This window comes from Pseudomonas sp. LF020 (genome assembly GCF_053456425.1).
Genome location: NZ_JBRFIX010000006.1, coordinates 102,289 through 118,677, shown reverse-complemented (window position 1 = coordinate 118,677; position 16,389 = coordinate 102,289). Strand labels below are relative to the sequence as shown.

Genomic DNA, 16,389 nt, shown 5'->3' with positions numbered 1-16,389 from the left:
CTCGGTGCAAACTATTTTTGTGATCAACCGAGATACCTGTGGGAGCTGGCTTGCCAGCGATGGCAGCCACTCAGTTCCAAGACCTAAGAAGACAAAAGACGCGCCGCTTTCTCCTTCAACACCTGAAGGTCAATCACCGGTACATCCATCTCCTTGGCCAACTCATCCCACTGCCGCATGCGCAAACTCACGGTACACAACGGATCGCGCTCAAACGCATCCGCCTCTGCCTCGGTCATCACCCCGCCCTGATATTCCAGCGTCCGGCGACTCGCTTCACTCAGGCGTTCGAAATACCCCGGCTCACGCAGCGTCAGATACCGCTTGGCCTGTACGTGATACTCCACCAGCCGCGCCAGGCGCTCGCTGAATCCGGCCTCACGCAAATAATCCGCACCGAGGCGTTCATGGCTGACCACGCCATAACCGCCCATGTTCTGCGCCCCCTCGGCACACAAATGGCCGATGTCATGAAAGAACGCCGCCAGCACCACTTCATCATCAAAGCCTTCGGCAATCGCCAGTTCCGCAGCCTGGGACATGTGTTCGATCTGCGACACCGGCTCGCCGATGTAATCGCTGGTGCCGAAGCGCTCGTACAACCCGAATACCCGAGCGACGACTTGTTGGTGATCCATCAGATTTCCTCCAGCAGCTGCGCGACATTGCGTTCGGCCAGTGCCGGGCCGACGCTCATGCCGACGCCGGTGTGCATCAGCGCCACACTCAGCCCCGGGGCCGGGCGCAGCAACGAAAACGGCCCCGGCCCCCGTGCACCATAGACGCCCTGCCAGCGCTCGACCACTTGCACCTTGCAGCCCAGCGTCTGTTCGGCCAGTTCGAGCATCCAGTTGTCGATCTGCTCGGCGTTGAACGGCGACGGATCGCTGCCGTAATGATGCGAGTCGCCGATGATCAGCTCGCCATACGGCGTCGGGCTGATCAGCAGGTGAATGCCGTTGTCGTGCAAGTGCGGTTGCTCGCGCAGGATCTGCGCCTGCACCGCCGCCGCTTGCGGCAGATCGGCGAAGGCGCCGTAGTGCACGCAGCTCAGACCGGTGAGCAAGGCGTGTTGCAGGTTGAGCTCGATCTGCGGTTTGGCGCGGAGCATTTGCAGGCGGCAGATCTGCGGGTCGAGCGCGGCAATCGGCTCGGCCAGCAGGGTCTGATAATCGTGGCCGGAGCAGACGATGATCTGCTTCGCCGTGTAACTGCCGGCAGTGCTGTGCAGGTGCCCCGGTTCGACGTCGCGCACCAGCGTACTGAAGTGAAACTCGACGCCGAGGTCGCGGCGCAGATAGTCGATCAACGCGGGGATTGCTTCGCGCGAGTACAGCTGTTGATCGTCGAGGCCGTGCAATGCGGCGCGGTGGTGGCTGAACTGGCCGTGGTACAGATCACGCAGTGCGGCGCCGCGCAGCAAGTCGACGTTATAGCCGTGTTCCACGGCGCGACCGGCGCAGAACGCTTCGAGCAGTTGCTCTTCGGCTTCCGTGCGAGCGAACAGGTACGAGCCGTTGCGCTTGATCTTGAGACCAGCGAGTTGCGCCCAGCCGCCCCAGATCTCGCGGCTGGCCTTGGCCAGTTCAAGCATCGAGCCGGGTGGCTGACCAGTGACCAGCGCCTGACCGAAGTTGCGCACCGAGGCGCCAAGGGGTGTGGCGGTGCGCTCGAAAACGCTGACCTTGAGGCCGCGTCTGGCGGCGGCGTAGGCGTGGGACAGGCCGAGGATGCCGGCGCCGACGATCAGCAGGTCTTGGTGTTGGGTCATTTAGAGGTGCTCTGAATGAGAGACCGTCATCGCTGGCAAGCCAGCTCCCACAGGTATCGAGGTGTGCACAAAATTCGTGTTCACCGCAAAACCCTGTGGGAGCTGGCTTGCCAGCGATGGGGCCCTGTCAGTCGATAAAGATCTTACTTCGCGACAACTTTCTCGGACTTGCCGTCATACCGCTTGCGCCACTCGGTGAGGATCTCGTCGCGGTTCTTCGAGGCCCAGGCGAAGTCGTTCTTGATCAGGCGCTGCTCGTAGTCGGCCGGCAGTTCGGTCTGCGGCTTGGCGATGCCCGGCTGGGCAAGAACCGCGAAGTTCTCCTTGTACAGGTCCATCGCCTCGGCGCTGGCGGAGAAGTCCGCGAGTTTCTTCGCTGCCTCTTCATGCGGCGTGCCTTTGATCACCGCTGTGGCTTCGATTTCCCAGCCCAGGCCTTCCTTCGGCAGAATGATGTCCAGCGGCGCGCCCTGGCGCTTCAGCTGTACGGCTGGATACTCAAAGGAAATGCCGATCGGGAATTCACCCGCCGCCGCAAGTTTGCATGGCTTGGAACCGGAATGAACGTACTGGCCGATGTTCTGGTGCAGACCGTCCATGTAGGCCCAACCCTGCTTCTCGCCAAAGGTTTGCAGCCAGGCGCTGACGTCGAGGAAACCGGTGCCGGACGAAGCCGGGTTCGGCATGACGATCTTGCCCTTGTACTCAGGCTTGGTCAGATCCTGCCAGCTCACCGGTTTGCTCAAGCCCTGCTTCTCGGCTTCGACGGTGTTGAAGCAGATGGTCGCGGCCCACACGTCCATGCCGACCCAGGCTGGCGGGTTGGCGGCGTCGCGGTAGTTCGCGCCGATCTTGCCCAGATCCTTCGGTGCATAGCTTTGCAGCATGCCCTGCTGGTCGAGGATCGCCAGGCTCGACGCGGCCAGGCCCCACACCGCGTCAGCCTGCGGACGGGCCTTCTCGGCCAGCAGTTTGGCAGTGATGATCCCGGTGGAATCGCGCACCCACTTGATCTCGACGTCCGGGTTGGCCTTTTCGAACGCAGCCTTGTAGGCGGTCAGTTGCTCGGCTTCGAGGGCGGTGTACACCGTCAACTCGGTTTTTGCCGCGAAGGCATTCAGGCTGAAAGTAGCGAGCACAGCAGCGGCCAGGGCCATAGGCTTGAACATGATCGTTTTCCTGTCTTGAGTTGAGGTTGGGAAAATCAGTGACCGGGCGCGGTTTGCCGCCAGGCCTGGGAACGGCGCAGCAAGCCGCGCGAAGCCCACGCCAGCAGCAAGGACACGCCCGCCGAGGTGAACAGAATCAGGGTCGACATCGCCGCCGCACCACCGACGTTGCCGGCGTCATCCATGTTCAGCACCGCGACCGCTGCGAGGATGGTGTCGGGGCTGTAGAGGAAGATCGCCGCCGACACCGTGGTCATCGCCGAGACGAACAGGTAGCGCACGATATCCAGCAGCGCCGGCAAACAGATCGGTACGGTGACCCGCAGGTAATGGCGGTACAGCGGCGCCTTGAGCGACAGCGCGGCGGCTTCGAACTCGGCGTCGAGCTGACGCAGCGCGGTGGTGGCGGTCATTTGTGCGGTGGTCAGGTAGTGCGCAATGGTGCAGACGATCAGCAGGGTCATCGTGCCGTACAGCACGTGCAGCGGGTTGCCACTGAGGTTGAAGAAGAAGACGTAACCCAGACCGAGCACCAGCCCCGGCACTGCCATCGGGATGAAACTGAGCATGCGCAACGTCAGGTTGAGGCCGCGTTGGCTGCGGGTTTTCTCCATCAGGTAAGCGCCGGTGAAGATCAGCACGCTGCCGATCAATGCCGTGCCCAGCGCCATCTTCAAGCTGTTGCCGTAGGCCAGCCAGCCACCGCCGGCAGTCTCGTTGAACTGGTAGTGATTGAGCGACAGCGACAGGTTGTAAGGCCAGAACTTCACCAGCGACGAAAACACCGCCATGCCGAACACCAGCAGCAACGCCGCGCTGATCAGCAAAACAATCGCCAGATAGCAGGCATCGCGCAATTTCGACGGCACTGGTTTGAACACTTGCGCACGGCCGCTCATGGAGTCGCCGTGACGACGACGCAGCCAGGCATCGACGCCAAAGCTGAACAGCGCCGGCAGCAACAGCACCATGCCGATCAGCGCGCCGCGCCCGAATTGTTGCTGGCCGACCACGGCTTTGTAGGCCTCCAGCGCCAGCACTTGATAGTCGCCACCGACCACCACCGGCACACCGAAATCGGTGATGGTCAGGGTGAACACCAGACAGAACGCGGCGAATACAGCCTGGCGGGTCGCCGGCCAGGTGATGCTGCGAAAAGCCTTGGCCGGACTGGCACCCATGCTCGACGCCGCATCGAACAGCCGAGCATCCGCCAGCGACAGCGCCGACAGCAAAATCATCAGCGCATGCGGGAAGGTGTAGATCACCTCGCCCAGCACAATGCCCCAGAACCCGTAGATGTTGTCCGAGAGCAGCCCGCGCAACATGCCCTGGTTGCCGAACAGATAGACCAGCGCGATCCCCGGCAGCATCGATGGCGCCATCAATGGCAGCAGGGAAATCCCGCGCCAGATGCCCTTGGCCGGAATCAGGGTGCGTTGCAGGGCGTAGGCAAACAGGTAGGCCAGCGGTACGACGATGGCCGCGACGCTGAGGGAAACTTTCAGGCTGTTGCCGAGCAGCCAGTGGAAATTCTCGCTGCTCACCAGATCCTTGGCGGCGAGCCAGCCACCGCCCTGCCCGGCCTCGCTGCTGAAACCGCGCCAAAAGATTGCCAGCAACGGCAGCAGCACCGCGACACCGAGCAGCAACAGCAGCAGGAGTTTGCCGCCGAGGACAAAAATCCGGTCACCGACCTCGGCGCCGGACACCTGCCGCGCCTGCTTGTGCGGTAGCGGCAGTGCGATGTTCGCGCTCATCAGGCGAACACCTGCAGGCTGCGCGGTGGCAAGGCGACCATGATCTGCTGGGCGCCGAGGCGCGGCATGGCTTCCGGCGCCAGTTCGGCGAGCAGCGAATGGCCCGGCAACTGGTCGAGTTCGAAGCTCATGCGGCAGCGATTGCCGAGGAAAGTGATCTCACGGACTTTCGCAGGGAACAGGTTTTCTTCGTGCACCAACGGATTGACGCTGATTGCTTCCGGACGGCAGAACAGTCGGCCCGAAGCGCCACTCACGCTGCCATCGGCCAGACGCACATCCATCCCGCCAACCCGGGCGTGACTGGCGCTGCTGCGCTGGAACGGCAGCCAGTTGCCCTGCCCGACGAACTCGGCCACGAACGGCGTGGCCGGGCGATTGTAGATTTCCTGTGGGGTGGCGTACTGCTCGACGCGGCCGTTGTTCATCACGGCGATGCGGTCGGCCATCAGCATGGCTTCGTCCTGATTGTGCGTGACCATCAGGGTGGTGATGCCGAGGTTGCGCTGCAGTTGGCGCAGTTCGGTGCACAGATGCTCGCGGACACGGGCGTCGAGGGCCGACATCGGTTCATCGAGCAACAGCAGCGACGGCGCCGGGGCCAGGGCGCGAGCCAGCGCGACTCGCTGTTGCTGGCCACCGGACAGTTGGCCCGGGTACTTTTTCTCACTGCCGCTGAGGCCGACCAGTTCCAGCATCTGCCCGACGCGACGGCGCACTTCGTCGCGACCACTGCCGGCGAGGCCGTAGGCAATGTTCGCTTCGACCGTCAGATTGGGGAACAGCGCGTAGGACTGGAACAGGATGCCGTAGTCCCGGGCCTGCGGTGCAAGGTGCGAGACATCGCGATCACCGAGGTACAACTCGCCGCTGTCCTGCTTCTCCAGCCCGGCGATGCAGCGCAGCAGCGTGGTCTTGCCGCAACCCGACGGGCCGAGCAGGCACACCAGCTCGCCGGCGGCGACATCGAGGGAGACGTTATCCAGCGCGGTGAACGCGCCGAAGCGCTTCTGTACGCCGCGCACTTTCATCGGCGCACCGGGGTTGGTCAGGGCAGTTGCGATGGCAGGATTCATGGACAGACCTCATCAAGCAGATGGGGCCAATCCTAGAGTTGTAATGCGTCCGTCATGTGGCAGTGAGGCAAAAACGGCCGATAGTGGTATTCGGGGATTTTGGTTCAGATTATTCGGTGTCTGGACTGGCGCCATCGCGAGCAGGCTCACTCCTACAGGGGAACGCATTCCATTGTAGGAGTGAGCCTGCTCGCGATGAGGCCAGCAAGATAGATGGAGATCTCAGGCCGGAGACATTTCCTGAGCCAAGCCAAGGAACGCCGCCGGCAACCGCGCGCCCTTGCGCTCCTTGAGGCAATACAGATACTCGGGAATCTGCGGCGCATTCTCGATGGTCAGCACCCGCAGTTGCGGATCATGCGGCACTTCCTGGCGGGCAATGATGCTGATGCCGATATTGCGCAGCACCGCCTCACGGATCGACTCGCGGCTGCCAATCTCCAGCAACGGCCCGAAACTGACCCCGGCGCTCTCCAGCAACTCCTCGGTCAAACGGCGGGTGGTCGAACCCGACTCGCGCATCAACAACGTATGCCCGGCCAGCGCACTCAACGCCACATGCTCCTGCGCCGCCAGCGGATGGTTGCGATGCACCGCCAGCACCAGCGGATCGCTGCCCAGCACCCGGCGAATCAGCCGCGCATCCTCAAGCAACTGCGACGAGGCCGCGACATCCACCCGGTAATCCTCCAGCGCTTCAAGCACCTGCTGCGAGTTGCCGATTTCCACCGACACTTCCACCTGCGGCAGGCGCTCGCGGAAGGTCTTCACCAGATCGAGGATGTAATACGGCGCAGTGGCAGCGATACGCAACGTGCCCTGCACCTGACCGCTGTTGCGCAGGAAGAACTCGATGTCGGCCTCCTGCTGCAACAGCGCCTTGACCATCGGCAGCAGTCGCGCGCCTTCATCGCTGACACTCAGGCGCCGACCGCCACGGTAGAACAGCTCCACCGAGTACTGACTTTCCAGGTTGCGGATCTGCGTGGTCACGGTGGGTTGGCTGAGGCCGAGCTTTTTCGCCGCCAGCGTAATGCTGCCCAGGCGGGCGACCATATAAAACGCTTTCAGCTCGGCACTCAGCACAACCGTCCCTCTCGTTTATTTGCGCAGCAGGCGCAAACCGTTGAACACCACCAGCAGGCTCACGCCCATGTCGGCGAACACCGCCATCCACATGGTGGCGAGCCCGGCGAAGGTTACCCCAAGAAAGATAGCCTTGATCACCAGGGCCAAGGCGATGTTCTGTTTCAGGATGCTCGCGGTGTCACGCGACAGGCTGATGAACGCGGGAATCTTGCGCAGATCGTCGTCCATCAGGGCGACATCGGCGGTTTCAATCGCGGTGTCGGTGCCGGCCGCCGCCATGGCGAAACCGATTTCGGCCCGCGCCAGCGCCGGGGCGTCGTTGATACCGTCGCCGACCATGCCGACCCGATGCCCCTGTGCATAAAGCTCTTCGATAGCCTGCAGCTTGTCGGTCGGCAGCAAGTCGCCCTTGGCCTGATCGATGCCGACCTGCGCGGCAATCGCCTGTGCGGTGTGCACGTTGTCACCGGTGAGCATCAGGGTTTTTACCCCGAGGGCGTGCAACTGGCGGATCGCTTCGCGGCTGGTTTCCTTGACTGTGTCGGCCACGGCGAACAGCGCCAGCGGGCCGGAACTGTCGAGCAGCAACACCACGGACTTGCCCTGTTTCTCCAGCGCAAACAGCTTCTCTTCGAGTTGCGGCGAGCACAGGCCCAGCTCTTCAACCAGACGGTGGTTGCCCAAGTGATAGGTTTGGCCATTGATTTGGCCTTTCACACCGCGACCCGCCAGCGCTTCAAAGTTATCCACACTGAGCACGGCGAGGTTTTTATCCACAGCCGCATTGGCGATCGCCAGCGACACTGGGTGATCGGAACGCCCGGCCAGAGCGGCAGCAATGGCCGGAGCCGTGGCGTCGGCAGTCGGGTCGAGCGACAGGTAATCGGTCTGCACCGGTTTGCCGTGGGTGATGGTGCCGGTCTTGTCCAGCGCCAGATAATCGAGCTTGAAACCGCCCTCCAGGTACACGCCGCCCTTGACCAGAATGCCCTTGCGCGCCGCTGCCGCGAGGCCGCTGACGATGGTCACCGGGGTGGAAATCACCAGTGCGCACGGGCACGCCACCACCAGCAACACCAGCGCACGGTAGATCCAGTCGAACCACACCGCGCCCATGAACAGCGGCGGAATGATCGCCACGGCCAGCGCCAGCACGAACACCACCGGGGTGTAGATTTTCGAGAACTGATCGACGAAGCGCTGCGTCGGGGCGCGCGCACCTTGCGCCTGCTCGACGGCGTGGATGATCCGCGCCAGGGTCGAGTTGTTCGCCGCCGCAGTCACCGAGTATTCCAGCGAACCGGCCTGGTTGATGGTGCCGGCGAAGACTTTGTCGCCGATGGTTTTCTCCACCGGCAGGCTTTCACCGGTGATCGGCGCCTGATCGATGGTCGAGCTGCCGCTGACCACTTCGCCGTCCAGCGCGATGCGCTCGCCGGGCTTTACCCGCACCCGGGCGCCGATTTCGACGCTTTTGACCTCTTGTTCGATCCAGTTGCCATCGGCTTGCTGCACTGTGGCCTGTTCCGGGGTCATCTGCATCAGACCGCTGATGGCGTTGCGCGCACGATCCAGCGAGCGCGCCTCGATCAACTCGGCCACGGTGAACAGGAACATCACCATCGCCGCTTCCGGCCACTGCCCGATCAGCACCGCACCGGTCACCGCGATGCTCATCAGCGCGTTGATGTTGAGGTTGCGGTTTTTCAGGGCGATCCAGCCCTTTTTATAGGTGGTCAGGCCGCCGCTGAGGATCGAGATCAGCGCAATGATCGCCACCACCCAGGTTGGCGCGGCGTTGGTGAAGTGGATCACTTCCGCCGCCAGTGCGCCGACGCCGGACAACGCCAGGGGCCACCAGTGTTTTTTCACCGGCGCCGAGGCCGGGGCTTCGACGCCCGCCTCCAGCGGTTCGGCGTGCATGCCCAAGGATGTGATCGCCTCGGTGATCGGCGCGGTATCCGGCAGGTTGTGGGTCACGCCGAGCACGCGATTGATCAGGTTGAATTCCAGCTGCTGCACACCGGCCAGTTTGCCGAGTTTGTTCTGGATCAGCGTCTGCTCGGTCGGGCAGTCCATCGCTTCGATGCGGAAACTGCTCAACCGGGCGTCGGCGCTGGTCTTTTCGCTCAGTTGCACCAACGCAGGTGCGGGGGCTTTCGACGCGCAGCAGGCATCGCCACCGTGGTCGTGCTTGTGCACAGGCTGCAATTTGTGGCTGTGGTCGTGTCCCGCGTGGGATTTGTGGGTGTGCTGGGAATCGCTCATTGGTCGCGTCCATGAAGGTGCCTGTTGCCAAGTAAAGACCCTGTAGCCACTATAGGGTCAAGCACCCATTTGGAGATGGCCGTCATGAAGATCGGCGAACTGGCGAAACTCACCGACTGCGCCGTGGAAACCATCCGCTACTACGAGCGCGAAAACCTGCTGCCGGAGCCGGCGCGCAGCGACGGCAACTACCGCGTCTACACCCAGGCCCACGCCGAACGCCTGACCTTCATCCGCAACTGCCGCACCCTCGACATGACCCTCGAAGAAATCCGCAGCCTGCTGGCCATGCGCGACAGCCCGCAGGATCAGTGTGCAAGCGTGAATACGCTGATCGACGAACACATCCAGCATGTGAAAGCGCGGATTGATGGCTTGCTGGCGTTGCAGACACAACTGCTCGACCTGCGCCAACGTTGCGGCGAAGGGCCGGGGGCGGATCAGTGCGGGATCTTGCAGCGGCTGGAGGTGAGTGGCGGGGTTGTGGCGACGGAGGTCGAACACTCCCACGTAGGCCGCAGCCACGGCCACTGACAACACCACAAAATATTGTGGGAGCTGGCTTGCCAGCGATAGCGGTTTTACAGACACATCAATGTTGAATGTGCTGCCGTCATCGCTGGCAAGCCAGCTCCCACAGGTTTAATGGCAGTCTGTCAGACCGCCATCGGCGCGGTCATCGGCGCATGGTGCTCGTAACCTTCCAGCGAGAAATCGCTCGGTTCCACCAGCTCCAGCCACTCCGGCTGATACACACCGGTCTTGGCGAACTCCGGCACGCGGTCGGAGATTTTCAGTTTCGGCATGGCGAACGGCTCGCGCTTGAGCTGTTCGTTAAGCATGTCCAGGTGGTTCTCGTAGACGTGCGCATCACCGATGAAATAGGTGAACCAGCGCGGCGTGTAGCCGGTCAGGCGCCCGATCAGGCTGAGCAGCGCAGCGCCTTCGGTGAGGTTGAACGGCGTGCCCAGGCCCAGGTCGTTGGAGCGGATGTACAGGGTCAGGGAGATCTCTCTGGTCTCGACATTCGGGTGGAACTGGTACAGCAGATGGCATGGCGGCAGGGCCATTTCATCGAGCTGGGCGACGTTCCAGCCGTGGAACAGGATGCGGCGGCTGCCCGGATCCTTGATGATCGTGTCGACACACTGGCGCACCTGGTCGATGGCTTTGTACAGCACCACATAGGCCTGGCCGTCTTCTTCGCCTTGAGCGATCTGCTTGTAGCCGTTGCTCAGGGTTTGTTCGATGGCGGCGGTGTTGCTCAGCGGGATCTGCTTGTACGCCGGCCATTTGCGCCATTGCACGCCGTAGATTTCGCCGAGGTCGTCTTCGCCCTGACGGAACGGGTTGGCCAGCCACTGCGCGTTTTCGTTGGCGTTCTGGTCCCAGACCTTGCAGCCCAGCGCACGGAATTCAGCGGCGTTGTTCACCCCACGCAGAAAACCGCACATCTCACCGATGGCCGATTTGAACGCCATCTTGCGGGTGGTGATCGCCGGAAAGCCTTCCTGCAGATCGAAACGCAGCATCGCACCCGGGAAGCTGATGGTGTTGATGCCGGTGCGGTTGGCCTGTTTGCTGCCGTTCTTGATGACGTGCGAGACCAGTTCGAGATATTGCTTCATGAGTTACCTGTGTCCTTTGAGCCCCGGCGTCGCGCGCCGGGGTTCGTAGTTTAAGCGGTCGGCGCGAGCGGCGCTGCCGGCGCACGACGATAGGCCAGCCAGATCAGGAACAGCCCGCCGACGATCATCGGTACGCACAGCACCTGACCCATGGTCAGCCAGTTCCAGGCCAGGTAGCCCAGTTGCGCGTCCGGTACGCGGACGAACTCGACGATGAAACGGAAAATGCCATAAAACAGCGCGAACATGCCGGATACTGCCATGGTCGGACGCGGTTTACGCGAGAACAGCCACAGGATCAGGAACAGCGCCACGCCTTCGAGCGCGAACTGATACAGCTGCGACGGGTGACGCGGCAACTGCGCCGGATCGCTGAACGGCGGGAAGATCATCGCCCACGGCACGTCAGTCGGCTTGCCCCACAGCTCGGCGTTGATGAAGTTACCGATACGCCCGGCACCCAGACCGATCGGCACCATCGGCGCAACGAAGTCCATCAACTGGAAGAAGGTCTTGCCGTTACGCTTGCCGAACCACAGCGCGGCGAGCATCACCCCGATGAACCCGCCGTGGAACGACATGCCGCCCTTCCACACTTCGAAAATCAGCGTCGGGTTGGCGATGTAGGCGCTCAGGTCATAGAACAGCACGTAACCCAGACGGCCACCGACAATCACCCCCATCGACAGCCAGAACACCAGATCGGAGAGCTTCTCCTTGGTCCAGGTCGGGTCGAATCGGTTGAGCCGGCTCGACGCCAGCAGCCATGCGCCGCCGATGCCGACAAGGTACATCAGACCGTACCAGTGGATTTTCAGCGGACCGATGGCCAGAGCCACCGGGTCGATCTGCGGGTAAGGCAGCATTGCGACTCCTCGTTAGAGTTGAAAGCAGAATTCCCGGGCGACGCTGCCACCTCAGGATTAAGTCAGGATTGCGGTCTGTTCTGAACCCGAAGCTCAGAGCAGAAAATTCAGGCCGACGCAGAACAGCAAAGCGGCGAACAGCCGTTTCAGCAAGCGCGGCGACAACCTGTGCGCCAGTCGCGCGCCGAGACGGGCGAACACCATGCTGGTCAGGGCAATCCCCAGCAGCGCCGGCAAATAGACAAAACCGAGACTATGAGCTGGCAACAACGGATCGTGCCAGCCCAGAATCATGAAACTTAATGCACTGACCAGGGCGATCGGCAGGCCACAGGCTGACGAGGTCGCCACAGCTTGCTGCATTGGCACGCTGCGCCAGGTCAGGAACGGCACGGTCAGTGAACCGCCGCCGACGCCAAATATCGCCGAAGCCCAACCGATCACGCTCCCCGCCACGGTCAGACCGAGTTTGCCGGGGACGGTTCGACTGGCCTTGGGCTTGATGTCCAGCGCCAACTGTAGCGAGATCACCAAGGCAAATACGCCGATGATCTTTTGCAGGTTCGGCCCGGAAATCGCCTCCGCCGTCAGCGCACCGAAACCGGCGCCTAGCAGTATGCCAACCGCCATCCACTTGAAGATCGGCCAGCGCACCGCACCACGTCGATGGTGTTCACGCACGGCATTGACCGAAGTGAAGATGATGGTCGCCAGCGATGTCCCTACCGCCAGATGCGTGAGGATCGACTGATCGAAGCCCTGCAAGGTAAAACTGAACACCAGCACCGGGACAATAATGATCCCGCCGCCCACCCCGAACAGCCCGGCCAGCACGCCCGCACAGGCGCCCAACGCCAGATAGAGCAGAAATTCCACGGCCGTCTCCCAGACGCATCCCCAAAACCGGAGCGGCATGGTAACGGATGCATGGCCTTTGGCTCCACTGACGATGGATGCACGGACGCCGACTGCGTAGAGTGAGCAGAAAACACACAAGGACCACCTTATGTGCCTGATTGTTTTCGCCTGGCGCCCGGGCCATGCCCAGCCGCTGATCGTCGCGGCCAACCGTGACGAGTTCTACGCCCGCCCGAGCCTGCCGCTGGCGCCATGGGCCGACGCGCCGCACGTGCACGCGGGGCGCGATCTTGAGGCGGGCGGCACGTGGCTGGGGATTGGTGCCAACGGACGTTTCGCCGCACTGACCAACATCCGCGATCCGCACCAGCCACCGGCGCGCAAATCGCGGGGGGAGCTGGTGGCGCGGTTTCTCACGGGCGATGCGTCGATTGATGATTATTTGAGCGATGTGGTCGGTCGCTCGCCGGAATACGCCGGGTTTAACCTGCTGCTGGGCAATGCCCATGAGCTGTGGCACTTCAATGCGCGGACGTCCGAGCCGGTGATGCTGCAACCGGGGATTTACGGGCTGTCGAATGCCGGGCTGGATACGCCGTGGCCGAAGTTGCTCAAGGCCAAGGCTGCCCTGAGCGCGGTCCTGGATGATCCGCAGCCTGCGCGACTGCTCGAGTTACTGAGCGATGCCCAGACCGCGCCGTTTGCCGAGCTGCCGGACACCGGGGTCGGGCTGGCCACTGAATCACTGCTGTCGAGTGTGTTTATTGCCAGTCAAAGTTACGGGACGCGGGCGAGTACGGCGTTGATCGTGCAGGCGGATGGCACGCGGCGGATGGTGGAGCGCAGTTTCGGGCCGTATGGCGGGCATTTGGGCGAGGTGGAGATCAATACCTGAAAGTGAGCAACCATTGTGGCGAGGGAGCTTGCTCCCGCTCGGGTGCGAAGCAGCCGCAACCCAGTCAATGCGATCTCTCAGAAGAGTCTCATTGACCGAATTGGGAGCGCTCCGCACTCCAGCGGGAGCAAGCTCCCTCGCCACAGGGTCATCAGCCTTTCAGAGGGCCTTGTTGACCGCCGGCGGGTTCATCTTCGACAGCCCGAGATTCTTCAGCGCCAGTTGCAGCGAGCTGTGGATAACTTGCGGGTTATCGATCTTCATCAGCTCCGCCAGCAGATCCTTGGCCTTGCTCAGGTTGATCTGGCGCAGCATCCACTTCACTTTCGGCAGGTTGGTGGCGTTCATCGACAGGCTGTCGAAGCCCATCGCCATCAACAGCACGGCAGCTGCCGGATCACCGGCCATTTCGCCGCAGATGCTCACCGGTTTGCCTTCGGCATGTGCGTCGCGCACCACGGTCTGCAGGGCTTGCAGCACCGCCGGGTGCAGGTAGTCGTAGAGATCGGCCACTCGCGGGTTGTTGCGATCCACCGCCAGCAGGTACTGGGTCAGGTCGTTGGAGCCGACCGACAGGAAGTCCACCTGGCGCGCCAGCTCCTTGGTCTGGTACACCGCAGCCGGTATCTCGATCATTACGCCAATGGGCGGCATCGGCACGTCGGTGCCTTCGTCGCGCACTTCACCCCAGGCCCGGTGGATCAGGTGCAGGGCTTCTTCGAGTTCGTGGGTGCCGGAGATCATCGGCAGCAGGATCCGCAGGTTGTTCAGGCCTTCGCTGGCCTTAAGCATCGCGCGGGTCTGCACCAGGAAGATTTCCGGGTGGTCGAGGGTCACGCGAATCCCGCGCCAGCCGAGGAACGGATTGTCTTCCTTGATCGGGAAGTACGACAGCGACTTGTCACCGCCGATGTCCAGGCTGCGCATGGTCACCGGTTGCGGGTGGAACGCGGCGAGCTGCTCACGGTAGATCGCCAGCTGTTCCTTTTCGCTCGGGAAGCGCTGGTTGATCATGAACGGCACTTCGGTGCGGTACAGGCCGACACCTTCGGCGCCGCGCTTCTGTGCCCGCGCCACATCCGCCAGCAGGCCGGTGTTGACCCACAGCGGCATGCGATGGCCATCTAGGGTCACGCACGGCAGATCACGCAGGGTGTCGAGGCCCAGCGCCAGTTGTTTCTCTTCTTCGACCACCTCGGCGAACTGCTTGCGCAGCACATCGCTGGGGTTGGTGTAGACCTCGCCGCGGGTGCCATCGACGATCACCTCGATGCCGTCGACCTTGGCGTACGGCAGGTCGACCAGGCCCATCACCGTCGGAATGCCCATGGCCCGGGCCAGGATCGCGACGTGCGAGTTACCCGAACCGAGAACCGACACCAGACCGACCAGCGTGCCTTCCGGCACCTCGCCGAGCATGGCCGGCGTCAGCTCTTCGCTGACCAGAATGGTTTTTTCCGGGTAGACCAGGTTTTGCTGACGCTCTTCCTGCAGGTAGGCCAGCAGGCGCCGGCCGAGGTCCTTGACGTCCGACGCACGCTCACGCAGGTAGGCGTCGTCCATCAGTTCGAAACGGTTGACGTGCTCGGTGACCACCTGACGCAGCGCGCCCTGGGCCCACTGGCCGGTCTTGATCACGGTGGTGATTTCGCTGCCCAGCGAGGCATCGTCGAGCATCATCAGGTAGACGTCGAACAGCGCGCGCTCTTCCGGGCGCAGCTGGGTCGCGAGTTTGGCGGACAACGCGCGCATGTCGGCGCGCACGCCTTCGATGGCGGTCTTGAACAGCGCCAGCTCAGCGTCGATGTCGGTGATGTGCTTGTCCGGCACCACGTCCAGGTCCGCCGGCGGCAGCATCACCACCGCAGTACCGACCGCCGCACCCGGTGAACCCGGTACGCCGACGAACTTGGCTTCCTGAATGCCCTTGCCCTGACGGCCCAGACCGCGGATCGAACCGGTGGCCTCGGCGTGGGCGATTACGCCGGCGAGCTGCGCGCTCATGGTCACGAGGAAGGCTTCTTCACCTTCATCGAACTGGCGGCGTTCTTTCTGCTGGATGACCAACACGCCGACGACGCGGCGGTGGTGAATGATCGGCGCCCCGAGGAAGGAGGCGTAGCGCTCCTCGCCGGTCTCGGCGAAGTAGCGGTAGCGCGGGTGATCCGCGGCGTTTTCGAGGTTCAGGGGTTCTTCACGCGTGCCGACCAGACCCACCAGACCTTCGTTGGGTGCCATGCTGACCTTGCCGATCGAGCGCTTGTTCAAGCCCTCGGTGGCCATCAGGACGAAGCGGTTGGTCTCGGGATCAAGCAGGTAGACCGAGCAGACCTGGCTGCCCATGGCCTCTTTGACGCGCAACACAATAATCCCCAACGCCGCCTTGAGATCCTTGGCGGAGTTAACTTCCTGGACGATCTTGCGCAGCGTATTGAGCATGGCTCGGGGTCGAACTCCGTCGTCAGTCGCGCGCTAAAAGGCGCGGGGCAAGCTCTTTGAGGGCGCGTCGATACACCTCGCGCTTGAATGTCACCACCTGGCCCAACGGATACCAATAACTGACCCAGCGCCAGCCATCGAACTCCGGTTTACCGGTCAAATCCATCCGCACCCGCTGCTCGTTGGAGATCAGGCGCAGGAGAAACCATTTCTGTTTCTGGCCGATGCACAGCGGTTGGCTGTGGGTACGCACCAGACGTTGCGGCAAACGATAGCGCAACCAGCCCCGGGTACAGGCCAGTATTTCAACATCTTCACGTTCCAGGCCAACTTCTTCGTTCAGCTCGCGGTACAAGGCGTCTTCCGGCGTCTCTTCAGGGTTGATTCCCCCTTGTGGAAACTGCCAGGCATCCTGATTGATACGGCGAGCCCATAGCACCTGGCCGGCGTCATTCGTCAGAATGATCCCGACATTGGGGCGGAAACCATCGGGGTCGATCACGGCAACAACCTCGCAAACGCATGTCGCCGCATTGTTCCACAAAGCTTGATAAGGCGGCAACGAAGGTT

General features: G+C 62.6%; 14 protein-coding genes. 2 read left to right on the top strand and 12 right to left on the bottom strand.

The annotated features are described in order from the left end of the window. Window positions 1-83 precede the first annotated feature (83 nt). The 7 genes from ACU680_RS15825 to ACU680_RS15795 form a co-directional block, all read right to left on the bottom strand. Complete coding sequence (locus ACU680_RS15825; protein ID WP_448180047.1) at window positions 84-641, bottom strand: phosphonate degradation HD-domain oxygenase; 558 nt, start codon at window positions 639-641, stop codon at window positions 84-86. Then, entirely contained in the window at window positions 638-1,771 is a 1,134-nt protein-coding gene (locus tag ACU680_RS15820; protein WP_448179922.1) for a TIGR03364 family FAD-dependent oxidoreductase, read from the bottom strand. The genes ACU680_RS15825 and ACU680_RS15820 overlap by 4 nt, the downstream gene beginning before the upstream one ends. Window positions 1,772-1,914: 143 nt before the next feature. Further along, window positions 1,915-2,940 carry a putative 2-aminoethylphosphonate ABC transporter substrate-binding protein gene (locus ACU680_RS15815; RefSeq protein WP_103484310.1) on the bottom strand — a complete coding sequence of 342 codons (1,026 nt, stop codon included), beginning with the start codon at window positions 2,938-2,940 and terminating at the stop codon, window positions 1,915-1,917. A 35-nt stretch (window positions 2,941-2,975) separates the two neighbouring features. Further along, the gene (locus tag ACU680_RS15810; RefSeq protein ID WP_448179921.1) at window positions 2,976-4,700 is read right to left on the bottom strand and encodes a putative 2-aminoethylphosphonate ABC transporter permease subunit; all 1,725 of its coding nucleotides are present in this window, start codon (window positions 4,698-4,700) and stop codon (window positions 2,976-2,978) included. Beyond that, window positions 4,700-5,776, bottom strand: a complete 1,077-nt coding sequence (locus ACU680_RS15805; RefSeq protein ID WP_108589207.1) for a putative 2-aminoethylphosphonate ABC transporter ATP-binding protein — start codon at window positions 5,774-5,776, stop codon at window positions 4,700-4,702. The genes ACU680_RS15810 and ACU680_RS15805 overlap by 1 nt, the downstream gene beginning before the upstream one ends. 222 nt (window positions 5,777-5,998) lie before the next feature. Further along, a complete protein-coding gene (locus ACU680_RS15800) occupies window positions 5,999-6,862 on the bottom strand; it encodes a LysR family transcriptional regulator (RefSeq protein ID WP_041072184.1) in 864 nt (287 codons plus the stop codon). Between the two features lie 15 nt (window positions 6,863-6,877). After that, window positions 6,878-9,133, bottom strand: a complete 2,256-nt coding sequence (locus ACU680_RS15795; protein WP_448179920.1) for a heavy metal translocating P-type ATPase — start codon at window positions 9,131-9,133, stop codon at window positions 6,878-6,880. Between the two features lie 84 nt (window positions 9,134-9,217). On the opposite strand from ACU680_RS15795, the gene cadR reads away from it, so the two are divergent. Next, the gene (gene cadR, locus ACU680_RS15790; RefSeq protein ID WP_007964189.1) at window positions 9,218-9,667 is read left to right on the top strand and encodes a Cd(II)/Pb(II)-responsive transcriptional regulator; all 450 of its coding nucleotides are present in this window, start codon (window positions 9,218-9,220) and stop codon (window positions 9,665-9,667) included. Between the two features lie 122 nt (window positions 9,668-9,789). On the opposite strand, the gene ACU680_RS15785 is transcribed toward cadR, so the two are convergent. From ACU680_RS15785 to ACU680_RS15775, 3 genes are all read right to left on the bottom strand, one after another. Continuing rightward, the gene (locus ACU680_RS15785) at window positions 9,790-10,761 is read right to left on the bottom strand and encodes a thymidylate synthase (protein ID WP_367086106.1); all 972 of its coding nucleotides are present in this window, start codon (window positions 10,759-10,761) and stop codon (window positions 9,790-9,792) included. Between the two features lie 50 nt (window positions 10,762-10,811). Then, a complete protein-coding gene (lgt, locus tag ACU680_RS15780; RefSeq protein WP_007965581.1) occupies window positions 10,812-11,627 on the bottom strand; it encodes a prolipoprotein diacylglyceryl transferase in 816 nt (271 codons plus the stop codon). A gap of 93 nt (window positions 11,628-11,720) precedes the next feature. Continuing rightward, on the bottom strand, window positions 11,721-12,503 hold the full coding sequence (locus tag ACU680_RS15775; RefSeq protein ID WP_448179919.1) for a sulfite exporter TauE/SafE family protein: 783 nt from the start codon (window positions 12,501-12,503) through the stop codon (window positions 11,721-11,723). A gap of 130 nt (window positions 12,504-12,633) precedes the next feature. Here ACU680_RS15775 and ACU680_RS15770 point away from each other — a divergent pair, with 130 nt between their 5' ends. After that, a complete protein-coding gene (locus tag ACU680_RS15770; RefSeq protein ID WP_448179918.1) occupies window positions 12,634-13,380 on the top strand; it encodes an NRDE family protein in 747 nt (248 codons plus the stop codon). A gap of 159 nt (window positions 13,381-13,539) precedes the next feature. On the opposite strand, the gene ptsP is transcribed toward ACU680_RS15770, so the two are convergent. Together ptsP and ACU680_RS15760 are read right to left on the bottom strand one after the other, a co-directional pair. Next, complete coding sequence (gene ptsP / locus ACU680_RS15765; RefSeq protein WP_007965577.1) at window positions 13,540-15,819, bottom strand: phosphoenolpyruvate--protein phosphotransferase; 2,280 nt, start codon at window positions 15,817-15,819, stop codon at window positions 13,540-13,542. 22 nt (window positions 15,820-15,841) lie between these two features. Beyond that, a complete protein-coding gene (locus tag ACU680_RS15760; RefSeq protein WP_003229203.1) occupies window positions 15,842-16,321 on the bottom strand; it encodes an RNA pyrophosphohydrolase in 480 nt (159 codons plus the stop codon). Between the last annotated feature and the right edge of the window lie 68 nt (window positions 16,322-16,389).